The 12888-nt window shown below is 40.0% G+C and carries 11 protein-coding genes; all 11 read right to left on the reverse strand.

Going from position 1 to position 12888, the window contains the following annotated elements; translation table 11 throughout:
• Positions 1 to 82 precede the first annotated feature (82 nt).
• Entirely contained in the window at positions 83 to 703 is a 621-nt protein-coding gene (locus LHV68_08560; protein MCB4791925.1) for a response regulator, read from the reverse strand.
• The gene (locus LHV68_08565) at positions 700 to 2295 is read right to left on the reverse strand and encodes a PAS domain-containing protein (GenBank protein ID MCB4791926.1); all 1596 of its coding nucleotides are present in this window, start codon (positions 2293 to 2295) and stop codon (positions 700 to 702) included. The genes LHV68_08560 and LHV68_08565 overlap by 4 nt, the downstream gene beginning before the upstream one ends.
• A gap of 28 nt (positions 2296 to 2323) precedes the next feature.
• Positions 2324 to 2614, reverse strand: a complete 291-nt coding sequence (gene kaiB / locus LHV68_08570; protein ID MCB4791927.1) for a circadian clock protein KaiB — start codon at positions 2612 to 2614, stop codon at positions 2324 to 2326.
• 1 nt (position 2615) lies between these two features.
• On the reverse strand, positions 2616 to 4070 hold the full coding sequence (gene kaiC, locus LHV68_08575) for a circadian clock protein KaiC (GenBank protein MCB4791928.1): 1455 nt from the start codon (positions 4068 to 4070) through the stop codon (positions 2616 to 2618).
• Between the two features lie 265 nt (positions 4071 to 4335).
• Positions 4336 to 5886, reverse strand: a complete 1551-nt coding sequence (locus LHV68_08580) for a DUF1573 domain-containing protein (GenBank protein MCB4791929.1) — start codon at positions 5884 to 5886, stop codon at positions 4336 to 4338.
• A 243-nt stretch (positions 5887 to 6129) separates the two neighbouring features.
• A complete protein-coding gene (locus tag LHV68_08585; GenBank protein MCB4791930.1) occupies positions 6130 to 6411 on the reverse strand; it encodes a helix-turn-helix domain-containing protein in 282 nt (93 codons plus the stop codon).
• Entirely contained in the window at positions 6408 to 6761 is a 354-nt protein-coding gene (locus LHV68_08590; protein MCB4791931.1) for a type II toxin-antitoxin system RelE/ParE family toxin, read from the reverse strand. Before LHV68_08590 ends, LHV68_08585 begins: the two co-directional genes overlap by 4 nt.
• 721 nt (positions 6762 to 7482) lie before the next feature.
• Positions 7483 to 8601: an SGNH/GDSL hydrolase family protein gene (locus tag LHV68_08595; protein MCB4791932.1), complete on the reverse strand. Its 1119-nt coding sequence runs from the start codon at positions 8599 to 8601 to the stop codon at positions 7483 to 7485.
• Positions 8602 to 9590: 989 nt separating this feature from the next.
• Positions 9591 to 10409 (reverse strand): Bro-N domain-containing protein, encoded by an 819-nt coding sequence (locus LHV68_08600; GenBank protein ID MCB4791933.1) that lies wholly within the window; start codon positions 10407 to 10409, stop codon positions 9591 to 9593.
• A gap of 163 nt (positions 10410 to 10572) precedes the next feature.
• A complete protein-coding gene (locus LHV68_08605; GenBank protein ID MCB4791934.1) occupies positions 10573 to 10950 on the reverse strand; it encodes a hypothetical protein in 378 nt (125 codons plus the stop codon).
• Between the two features lie 425 nt (positions 10951 to 11375).
• Entirely contained in the window at positions 11376 to 12566 is a 1191-nt protein-coding gene (locus tag LHV68_08610) for a ParB/RepB/Spo0J family partition protein (protein MCB4791935.1), read from the reverse strand.
• Between the last annotated feature and the right edge of the window lie 322 nt (positions 12567 to 12888).

The following is a 12888-nucleotide window of genomic DNA, read 5'->3' on the forward strand; positions in this document are numbered from 1 at the left end:
CAGAGTTATGGCAAGGTTGGTTTGTAAACAATATAGGAGTGAATAGATACTTAAAGTGAATTAATGAAATGTGATCAGAGTGCTAACTTTTGGAAGAAATAATGCCTGCTTTTTGGGCGAAGTGGATAAGTTCTGTTACGGTTGTAGCCTGCATCTTCTGCATGACTCTGCCGCGGTGGACTTTTATTGTCTGAAGGGAAGTCCCCCTCTTGTAGGCGATCTGTTTGCTCAGCATCCCCTTGGTTACCAAATGAAAAACTTCCAGTTCCCGCGGGGACAAGGTTTTGATGCGTTGCTTAATTTTTGATATTTCGGCGAATTCTTTGTTTAGAATTTTGCTTTTTGAAATTGCAAGCGTCACGGCGCCAAGCAGTTTCTTCTCGGTAAAGGGTTTGGGAAGAAAATCAACAGCTCCTGCCTTCATGCCTTTCACGCTCATCGGGATATTCCCGTGTCCGGTTATAAAAACAATGGGTATAGCAAGCTCTCGAAGTGTCATTGCCTCTTGAAGGTCAAGCCCGCTCATATCCGGCATTTGTATGTCGCTTACCAGGCACGACGGCAATTTAAAATGTTTAAAAGCTAAAAAATCGGCTGCACAGGTAAATGTCTCAACCGCAAACCCATGTGATTTTAACAATAAGGATAGGGCTCTGCACACAGAAGTATTATCGTCAACAACATAGATGATAGGTTTAATCATCGAGAATCCTTTGTCTTAACTGGAATGGTGAAATAGAACGTTACACCGCGTTCAGGATTATTTTCTGCATATAATCGTCCGCCATGCGCCTCGATAATGGAACGGCTGATAGACAACCCCATGCCCAACCCATCCGGTTTGCTGGTGAAAAAGTGAGTAAAGAGCTTAGGCATATTTTGCGCAGTGATCCCGCTTCCGGAATCCTTTACCGCCACCATGATCGCATCAGTGCCTTTCAGTACCTTTTGCGATGTGCGGATCGCTATTTCTCGAGGGCCTTTATTGTCCTCCATGGCATCAAAGCTATTGCTTATAAGGTTCAGTAGGACCTGTTGCAGTTGTATCCTGTCGCCCTGGACAAGAGGAAGGCCGCTCTCCAGCTGAAGTTTTATTAAAGTGTTCCTTACAATAGCATCAGTTGAGCTAAGGATCATAGTCTCATTAATAAGAGTATTTACATCAAGAGGTTTTATTTCAGGCCTGCCCTTCTTCAATAGTGACCGTAATCGCTGGATAACCTCACTTGCCCGCTGGTCATCATCAATAATATATGACAGTATTTTCTCTAATTCGGTGGCCTTGCCGGCAAGCATACGTTTGGCAGCCTGGGCGTAGGAAAGGATGGACGTAAGAGGCTGGCTTATCTCATGAGCCAGAGACGAGACAAATTCAGCAAGTTTCCCCACCCTGGTAACGTGTAAAAGCTCCTCGCGCTGTGTGTTGATCATTAACTCTTTCTGCTTTATCAAAGTAATGTCTGTAAAAACTATACAGACCCCGGCATTATCTATTTTCAGAGGGCTGCAAGAGATATGCATAGATAAGATTGTTTCATCTTTTCTCCTGACCGTAACTTCTCCGCTGCTTGAACCCAACAACCCTTGTGCTATTATTGAGTTATATTTGGCAAGATCTTGCGGTTGAATAAATTCTTTTATCGAGTTGCCGGTAATTCTTTTAATCGGAACCCCAAGCATTTGTGACAAGCGCTTATTACAATACATCACTGTACCATCGGAAGTAAGTGTAGCTGCGCCTTCATTCATGGTTTCTACAAGGATGCGATAGGCATAATCAGCGCCTTTAAAAGTAAAGACTTTTTCGCCTTTATGCCCGGTTACCACAAGCGCATCAACATTACCTTTTCGTATGGCATTTAGAGTTTCTTCCACTTCACTGAGCCTAAGGCTCAGCTTCTCGTTTTCCTTTAATGTTCCGGCAGTGATTTCTTTTCTGCTCTCATTTCCGAGTGTCTTATTCTTTTCTTTTGGCGCTAAACCCAGGCCCACAAGAAGCTTTTCGATATTTGACATATCTCCGATAAATCTTCGCGAAGGCTCAGGAAACTCCTTAATTAAGGTAGGTGCTGCAATAATATGCCAGTCTTTGGCTAATTTTGGATTCTGATAAATATCGATTATCTCAAGATCATGCCGTCCTTCCAGGCATTCACGGCACAGTTTCTTTATATTCGCTATTGCCTTTTGAGATTTTGGAGTTAATCCGGACACAAAAAGCTTTAGCACATATTTTTCTTTTTGTTTTTTTTCAGTCTTCTGTTCGAGAGAGTTTTTTATACTATTTTTTTGCATATTAATAATTCCTTGCAACTAGTACATTCTAAGTTTTCGGCACTATATCTAAGCCTATAAGAACTTTTTGTGTGTTAGAGAAATCGCCTATGATCTTTCTTAAGGGAGGAGGTAACCGCTTTACAAGCGTTGGGATAGCCAGTATCTGATCCCCTTTAGCAAGCCTGGGATTGGCCAATATATCAATTATCTTAATTGAATACTTTCCTTTGAGATGGTCCTCGCATATTTTCTTTATATTAGCAAATGCCGCCATTGATTTAACTGTCTGGCCGGCAATATACAACCTTAACATCCATCTTTCTTTTTGTTTGGCCATTTTAGCCCGCCTTTTTGGTTTTTAGGCCATTATTTATCTGCACACCGTTATTAGTTATAAAGAATTCCCTTATCTGATTAGAGTGATGCATGCCGCGTGATTTCAGGATGCTTATGATCCGGGTGCGCTCATTGCCTCTTTCAATATTCAGCAGTTTGATCCAGGAATCACATAGAGAAGAGATATTTATTTCTGTCTGTTCGGCTCTATCCCCAATGGTGAACAGGTCTGTCATGAGAAGGGTTATTTGAGAAGCCTTCAAAAAATCGATGAGCCGGGTCAACATTGCTTGCGCTTCGATGAGCGTACCTGAAGTAATTAAATTAGATATTGGATCGAACACTACAACATTGGGCTTGAATTCATTTATCATATTGTGTGCATTCACAAGGTGCCTTTCCAGCCCGTAAAGAGCGGGGCGAGAGGCCGAAATCCTTAAAAGGCCTTTATCTGCCCATTTTTTAAGGTTGATACCTATATTGCCCATATCTCGGATGATCTGATTTTCTGACTCTTCAAAAGCAAAGAAGATGCATTTCTTTCCACGGCTGCATACCGAATCAGCGAAATGAGAGACAAAACTTGTTTTTCCTGTTCCTGAACCGCCGGAAACGAGAATGGCGCTGCCGCGATAATATCCTTTATTATCAAGCATACCATCAAGGTCTTTTATCCCGGAAGAAATTCTTTCAGAAGATACAGGGTAGTCTAATCCTAATGAAGTGACAGGAAGTACTGATAGGCCTTTTTTGTCGATCAAAAACGGGTATTCGTTGCTCCCGTGTATTGAGCCGCGATATTTGATTATTTTAAACCGCCTGGTCGAGATCTGCTCATTTACTCTATGGTCCAGGAGAATAACGCAATCGGCGACATATTCCTCAAGGCCGTATCTTGTCAGGCTCTTATCGCCGCGTTCGCCCGTTATTATTGATGTAACACCTTTCGTCTTAAGCCACCGGAAAAGCCTTCTTAGTTCTGCTCTCAGGACATTTTCATTGTTTAATCCCGTAAAGAGCGCTTCAATGGTATCCAGCACTACCCGTTTTGCGCCTATAGAATCGATCGCATGCCCCAGCCTTACAAATAATCCTTCAAGATCATACTCGCCTGCTTCCTCGATTTCACTGCGTTCAATGAAAACATGATCAATGATCAATTTTTTGTGTTTTATAAGATTATTTAATTCAAATCCGAGTGAAGAAAAATTCTTTGTCAATTCTTCGGCATTTTCTTCAAATGACATATAGACACCCGGCTCGTTAAACTCATTTGTTCCGCGGGTAAGAAATTCCATCGCAAATAGCGTCTTCCCGCACCCCGCGTTACCGCACACAAGCGTAGTCCGTTCTCGAGGCAATCCGCCAAATGTAATCTCATCCACACCCTGAATACCGGTCGGACACTTTAGCAACTCAAACTTCTCTACTTTTAGTTTTTTTGTTGATTTAGACATGCTTTCTCCCTTTAAGAATTATGTCAAGTATGGGTTGGTTATAAATACGCGGCTTTCTTTTCGATCGTTTTGGAGTAATTAAAGTGTTGGTGTAAGGTAGATATTTTTTAGATTAGTATATAGGATTCTTTACCCTTCCATAGCTCCGGTTTTATTGTACTACTATTAGAATAATTGGTCAAGCTGCATTTGTTTTTTGGGATATGATTTCCGACGTAATCTTATGATCTTTCTGCCGAATGCATATTTGATCGCGGTTCTCAGCCTAAGCAAAAACGAACATTAAAACCGATAAAACCAGGAACAAAACTCCTGTTAAAAGCTTAACTGCCCTTACTTGTTTTCTGCCCAAAGCCTGCATTCTGCCTGATCTTGAACTGATCAGCACCCCTACGAATATGAATACAAGAGGCAGAATGAAAACAAATGAATAGATGGTAAGATAAAATACAGCTTTTCCTATCATCTCCGGTACGCTTACCATATACATTATCGTAGGCAGATAGATCTGCCCAGTGCAGAAAAACTCCATGAAGGAGACCACTATGCCAAGAATAAAACCGAATGGTATCAAGTATCGCACATCAGCGTATTTATGTATAAAATCGTGCATCTTTACCTTCATCCACATAGGAAGCTGAAGCGTGACATTAGCCTCTTTCCCAAGCTCAGCCCCTTTAAGCGAAAAGTAATCCTTAAAGCTTAAGAATGACAATACCAAAGTGCCGCAGCCCATGATAATATACAATATTTTAGCAACGTATTTTATGGCGTTAAGGGCGACAAAGACCTTTGCAAGGCCTACCCCTATCAAAAAGTAAACAATAAAAATCCCTAAGATATACATCATCCCGGTCCAGAAGACTTCATAGAAAGCTTTCTTTTGTATCAGGCTTAAGTATGCCACAAGAAATATTATTCCTGCAAAGGCACACGGGTTTATCCCGTCTATAAGGGCGGCGGCTACTATCGGGAAGACCTTCAAGGATTTCATCCTTTCAGTTGTTTCCTGTTTTACTATTTTATCATCCGGCGTGAACAAATCCTGCTTTGCTTGTGCCGGATTATTTTTTAATGCCGACACATACTTTTCAAACCCGCCTTCTATCTTTTCCTGCCCGCCGAATATCTCGCCCCCGACGACTATCGCAGGAAGCTTATTTCCTTTACTGTTTAGTCTGTTTTCCACAAGAACGAACCTTTCATAATTTTCTTTAACATTAAGCAGGTAGTTTTTTATATCAAACTTTAGATTATATTTTTGCGCGAGTTCCGGCAGTATCTTTCCTTTTAGTTTTTTGCAGTATGAACAACCAGGAGTGGCGTACAGCTCTATTTCGATTACTGAGTTCTGGACCATGAGTATCGAGTCTTGGGTCGTGAGTCCTGAGTCTTGAGTCTTGGGTCCTGTTCCCTGGTCACCGGTAACTGGTAACTGTTCACTGTTAGCTACCACTTCGCCTTCAATAAGCCATGTTATGGAAGCATTGTCAGGGTCGTTACTATCAATGAAAATATATTCACTTTTTTTGCCCGGAGAAAGCTCTTTTGGGTCTAAGGATATCTTGAAATCACATTTTTGGTTTTGTTTTATTACGGCTTTTGCCGGGGTTATTGAGATGCACGGGCATGAACTTCTGGCTGATACTTCTAAATTTCCAGTTCCTATGTTGCGTACCGAGAGAGTTTCATTGATCACAGTCCCCTTAATTATCTTTCCAGTATCCCAATAAGCTTTTGACAATGAAACTTTAGGCTGGGCGAATAAGCAAGACGGTAATAAAACAAGCAAATAGAATATTTTTAAACATTTCATTTGTATACTCTCCTATTTTAAAAAAACAAGCGGCAGAAATCTTTTGCCCGCTATATTTCATATTATAGGGAATTTCAAGAAAAGGCTCAATTGTACCTTGGTATAACATATATTATGCCCAAATATGGCATTTCGTAAAATGTGATACAATTAAAATAGTTTTTTGTATATTAAACTTTTATAAATATTAGGCACAAATCAGGATTGGGAGTATTAGAAATGTGTTAAAAAAAATATTAAAGATTAACGGAATTCTACTACTAACTGTTTATGAAACATAGAAGCTATTTTTTCTAACGTTCCTATGGTTACGTTATTATCATGCCGCTCTATTTTTGAAACAGTCTGCTGTGTAATTTTAAGTTTTTTTGCCATCTGTCTCTGGGTTAAGCGATACCTTTTCCTTAATCCTTCAATCTGAACGGCAATTAAAGCCCTTGTATGTGCTTTATCAAAGGCTTTCTTGAATTCTGGATTCTTTAATGCTTCTTTTTTAATTTCGTCAAATGACACTGATGTTTTCATGGTAAAATCCTCCCTTCTAGTTTATAAAAATTCTGCATATGATTTTTAGCTGTCTGTATCTCTTCCTCAGGCACATGGTTTGTTTTCTTAAAGAATCCATGCGTAATGATTATCTCTCTGCCGGAATAAAAGTAAAGTAATCTTATTTCCAGTCTCCCGAATGAAGCACGAAGCTCATAAATCTTGTCTTTCAGCTTATCAGCATAAGGCCGCCTTAACATCGTTCCTTGCTGTTGTAATAGCTCCATTCGCTTGTATAGTTTAGCTCTTACTTCTTGCGTTAATCCTTCCAAAAAATCCATAACAGGTATATTGCCGCGCTCGTTTCGGTAGAATCTAATCTTATACATATAGCTCCTTTTGTAATAATATTATACAGCTTATAGGTTGTATTGTCAATAGCCCCCAAAAAAATATTTTTTAGGATATCTCTTGATTGTACTAACTTAAAATTATCCATTTGAAAAAATAGAGAAGTGTTATTAATGATGCAAAGAGAAGGCACAAATTAGGCACAAATGAGGTTTTTGACTTGATTTGCGTGGTTAAAAAGTGATTGAAATTACAGTGAAATATAGATATGGGTTAAAGTTTTAGCTAAAGGTTTTGCAGACCTCTCCCTTAGCCACTTGGGTACCGCACCATAATTCACGAAAGTATATATAAAAAGCAAAAAAAAGTCAATTTTTAGACGGAAATAAATATTTTAATGTTTGGACAATTGGGGACAAGAGAGGACAAGAAAAGACAGGAAAGGAACATGGTATAGTAACCGTTTGGTAACCGTTTTTATGATAAAATTCGATGCAAAAAAATGCGCTTTTATTTTCTGAAAAAAAGTATTCAAAAAACAAAAAAACCACGCGCACATGCGGTGGTTTTTTTTGTCAAAATATAGCACTACTTCGTTAAGTCGAACGTTCCACGACAGTCTTTTTTCTTCGGTGTCTTTGCGAGGAGCGAAGCGACGTGGCAATCTCCAAAACGCCGAGATTGCTTCGCCTCCGGCTCGCAATGACAAACCTCACTTAACGAAGTAGTGATAGAAATTGACGCAATCTCCTCAAATAATCATCCTTTTGAACACAATAAGTCACATAAGTCATGCTTGGCACCGATTTGGCACCGATCTATCATGTATCTTACAATTGTTTCCGCAATAAAGGCATGACCATCCTTATTAGGATGTGCGTCATCTTGGCTTAGCCAGAAGGCACTTATATCTTCCCATCCATTCTTTTCCATTATTTCCTGGTAAACAGGATAACTGTCAATAACATAGTAACCATAATCACTAAGCTTTTTTACTATGGGTTGGTGAAAAAGAGTATAAAGAGGGTCATCCATGAAATTTGAGTAGCGCTTTATCCATGGATTGAACACAAAAGCTATTACAGGTATATTGTGTAATTTTGCATTTTCAGCTAAGGCCTTTAGTTCATTTAATTGTGTATCATAAGTTTTTCCTGAGTAATAATAATACGAGTATGCTTTGTCAGGGTTTGTGGGATCAGACTCCATAAAAGTCGTCATTTTTTTCACTTGGTGAAGACGCCATTTTTGAATAAGTAATTTCAGTATCATGGAGCCTAAAATATTGTTCCCATATTCAGGTGAGATATAATTTGGAGGTTTTGTGTCTATTGGTTCGGGATCGTTGTGGTCGTAATGCAGTATAACAAGGTCCGGCCCCCAAGGTAGAACAAACTTTTCAAAAGCGGCTCTATTGTGTTGGCAGTTATATCCAGGCACACTGAAATTGCCGAGTTCAATTTTTTTATTATAATGTTTTTCAAGCATTATTCTTAAAAGTTCCGCATATGTCTGGTTATATTCAACACCCCATCCAAAAGGTGATGAATCACCTAAGACAGCGATACGAAAATCTGGGTTCTTTATTTTAATATTATTGGAAGAAATGCGCCGTCTCCCATGTTTGGATGTAGCAATACGCACTCCCTTCCATTCTATATTGATGCCAGGTTTAAGCTTATACACCATTTTAGGATAAGGGCTCGGCTTAGTGAATTCTGCTATCAATGTTTTGTCATCTGTTTTTTGTTGAGAAATTGAAGGGAATTTATTTAAAAAAAATAATCTAAATATAATTTCAGCTGCCAAACATGAAAATATCAATGATAAAATACATAGGGAAATGGATTTTAACAATCTGTATTTGTATATATTCATAATCCGGTATCACCTCTAACTTCACTAACTATTTTGCATCTTAATGTATCTATTGACTTGTTCTTCAGCCACGTCCAAACCCGCATCGGACGCGGCAATCATTGTTTCTTTCCCTTTTAAGTGTAGGGTCAAGAGTTGGCGCAGTAGTTTAGGTTATGCCTATCTATTTCTGTCCCTTTCGTCTGACAGTGCCTCATTAGCGTAACCATGCCCCGTTTCCAACTCCTGCCACATCAAACCGTACGTGAGGTTCTCCCTCATACGGCTTTCCGACAACATTCTTCTGTTGCATTCAAAGTGCCTGTTTCTCGGCTCTTCTTGGCTGACAGATATAACGTGAGCTGGAGTTCTCGTGATTTTTTTTCTGGTGTTGTTGGCCTGTTAGGGCATGCACCGTCACTTACCTCCGTTACATGTCTTGTTGAAGCAGAGACCCTTCCCTATGAAAAGTTATGTTGTCTTTTCAATCATCGGTACTATGACCTCATCCGACTTCTTGACAGGCTTCGTTCAGAGTTTCGCTTTCGCTTATATCCTTACTTCCGCCTACTTCTTGCGACCTGTCAAGCTCTCCCTTGTTTCATAAAATACTTTCCCAGCATTCCGCTCCCCATATGCCGAAGAGTTCTTCAGGGCTGCTTCTCCAGATTCTTCACCCCTTATTTCGCCTTCGCTACATTAGAACAGCTCGGCTCTCTTTCTTAAAGCTAACGACACTGCAGGATTCCCTTTAATGGTACGGACTGCTGTTTTGCATCTCATCCTCTGAGATTTCATCCGCTTTGACGCATCCAGTCACCCAGTGCATCAGGATTTAGCTATCTGGCTCTCTGGCGATTACCAGTATCGGACTTCCACCGATGAGTATTCTATGCCTTGCAAGGCACACCAATATGTATCTTATGTCCGGAAACCGGCATGAAATTCTTTGTGTCTGGCGGCTAAAGAATATTCATCCAAGGATTACGGTGCTTGGCTTATCTAACCGGCTACTTCAACAGCTTAACATGTTTTGACAGGCCTAAATAATTTTTTTTTGTGGAAACTCGCTTGCCTGTTTCTTTTTCGTGATATTCTCTTGCCTTGCCGGCCACAGTGCCGCCTCTTTTTGCAACATCTTTGTTTTGCTCGAAACCTATCGCATCTTCGGTCTGGGCAATATCTGTTGTGGAAGCTTCGCCTAGCATTGTAAATATCAACTCAAGGTCTGTCATGTGGTCGCGCAGGTTTTCTCGTTTCAGGTGTTTGAATTTCACATACTGGCTTGGAGTCATGCCGAAAGTTGCTTTCGATATTTCCGCGGTAAGTATTGAGTATTCTCTTTCTTCCTTTACGTTCCGGTTTTTCCATTCATCCGTGAGTTTGTCACGGACGGCAATACCGCGCATTCGTTTTTCTATCCAATCATCAGGATAACCCTTGAGTTTATAAAGCATTCTGGTTCTTTTAGTGGCAAGCTCCGGGTTCTCTATTTCCTGTACCCGTTCATAGCCCACTTTCGCCAGCCAGCGTTTGAAAGGTTCAGCTTTGGGTGATGGGATTGACTGGATTATCCTGAAAATGCCTTCTGTATTGGCACAGTTCATTTTCTGCCTGCCTCCCCCTGTCTGGATTTCAAGGGTATGGACAATTTGTCCATACCCTTTGGAAAGCTCTTCATCTCTAAGACGCATTTTGTTTATATAGTCTTTAGGGTTGTGAGTATTGGTCAACGCTAAAACTACATCTTCAACAACAAACCACCACTCATTATTGTGAATTGTTTTTCTGATGTTTTTGTTTTTGAACACGGCTATTTTTGTTTCCATTTCATCCTCCCAAAGAATTTTGAGATTTTGGCGGCTTCTCTAACCTTACTTACTCTTTTGTGATTAAATATATCGTAAGACTTATTCTTCGAATCGCGACAATATATAGAGTTTAGTCAAGCCTGACCTGGCACAGTTCTAGTTCTCTTATTTATATTTCTTACTAGATTTTCTTTAGAACATATTTCTCCTGCAATAAAGAGAGATATTCGTTTTCCATTAAGATCATAATAAAATATTCTTTTGAATCAACATCAATTCCTCTCACAAATATTTCTACCATATCTCTAATTACTTTTTTGTTATAGAGCAAAAGAAATAAATTCATCTTATTTCTTAGAATTATCCGGAAAAACAATCCCGTTTTTGAATTAATGAGTTTTAAAACTTCATTAAACTTTTTATCTGATTTAATTCTTCTTAAACCGTCATTAGCTTTTAACATGGTAACCGATGTAAGCTTCCCATGCTCATCAGCCCACAATAGAATATCTTTTATGTCTTTTACTTTTTCATTTTTTAATATATAGAAATCGTCCATTTTCTCATCCTTTATTAATGTATTTTACTATATTTGGGTGTAATTTAGCTAACTAATTCATCTCGTTATTTGCGCCTTTTGGCATTGGTATCGTTTGTTGACATCAACAAAACGATGATTTACCGGTTCTCCAGCATTCTCGTATGCATCTATATATCATAATCAATATCTGGTGTGGAATCATGTAAAAATTCTTTACTTAGATGTATATATATCATTGTGGTTTTTGTTGATGAATGCCCCATTATTTCTGTATCCAGGCAGGACAAACAGATGAGATAGTATATACTATAGTCGATTTGTTATGTGGCGCGCCACAGAAGATTTAGAGACAATGAAATGTGAACGGGTGAGGGTTTAAAGCCATAAAGAAGTTAGTATACTTAGCGAAGCCAGGCACAGATTTCTTTGCGCTATATGCTTGCCTACCGATCTTTTCGGGTTGCTTTCAGCATCTCCTGCATTTTTTGTATTCCTTCTTTAAGCCTTGTGGCATCAGCCTCGCTTATACCCGGCATGGACAAAGCCTGCTGCATGTTATTAATGATATCGTTTGCCTGAGCTCCCCCAAGCATGCCAACCGGATTACCCGATGCTTCATCAGCCGGATGTTCCGGCATGGCTTCCGTATTAGTGTTTTGCAGGTTCATCCTTTTAAGCTCATCAAAACTATGTTGCAGCTCCCTTGCTTTTTGGGCAGCCCGTTCGTTGGCTTCTCTTGCTTTCCCTTTATCTTTTTCTTCTTTTTTCGCCAGCTCAACCTGTTCCTTTATCTGTTTTACAAGTTCATTGGCAAAGGCTATAGCCTGCTCGGCATCATCCTTCTTCCTGTTAAACTTCAATGTAGCACAAAACCCGCTTTTTGTTGGTTTTATATACATTTTCTTGTTTTCCGGCTTTATCTCGCCCAGGTTGTCCCTGCCACCCGCCACTTGCCCCCTGTCCCCTGATGTTGATAGCGCCTTATTTACCAGAGTTTCAAGGTTTTTTACTGAAAGTCCTTCTTTGTCAATCCTTTCAATCATAGCGATTTGCATTGCAGTATCAGTCAGTTTTGATATCTGGTTGATATGGGCTATACCAATTGTAAATCGATTTACAATTTCGCGGACAGGCTCAGAAAGCTCTGTAGCAGCAATATATTGGCTTACATGTGCATGCGTTTTTTTCAAGTCCGCAGCCAGTTCTTCCTGTGTCTTCCCCCCTGCTTCCATAGCCCATTTATATGATAAACCCCTATCAACAGGCAGCAAGTCCTCACGCTCATCGTTCTCCGAAATAGTGATCCGGGCCTTGTCATACTCTGAAAGCCCTTCCCTTACAAGGCACCTGATCTGCGGCCAGTTGAGCTGTTTTGCTGCCAACAGCCTCCCCTGTCCTGCTATAAGTTCATACCGAACTTGCCCTTCCGTAGCCTTGTGCGAAGGAGGGTCCTTTTTACAAACAACAATATCCTGAAGCTGCCCTATCGTTTTCATATCCTGCGCCAGCTCAGCCACCTTCCCAGCATCATGGTACCTGCCCCACTGTATTGATTCCCCGGGAATCATGTGGGGCCTTACATGCCCAGGCAAGTCTATAAGCCCCACATCCACCAACCGAATTTCCTCAGGCATCCAACCCCTCCATCTAATTTGGCTATTTATAGAAACCTTAGCGTTCTATCAATTTTCGTATCCCCTTGCGGGATACGAAAATTAACGTTCCATAAATATCGGTATCCCCTTGCGGGATAGGAACAGTCAAAATCTACTCTTATATAAGTATTGTGTCCCCCGATTTCCCAATTATGTAGAATTATCTGCTTTCTCTTTTTGCTTTTTTTATAAGCCTTTTCTCTTTCAATGTTTTCTCTGCTGTCTTTTTTACTTCTTTTCTTGCCTTTTGGTCTTTACCCATGGTTTTTCTCCTTTACTTAATTTTACATCTACTGCTAAA

The sequence above is a fragment of the Candidatus Liberimonas magnetica genome, from assembly GCA_020523885.1.
GTDB lineage: Bacteria > Elusimicrobiota > Endomicrobiia > Endomicrobiales > JAFGIL01 > Liberimonas > Liberimonas magnetica.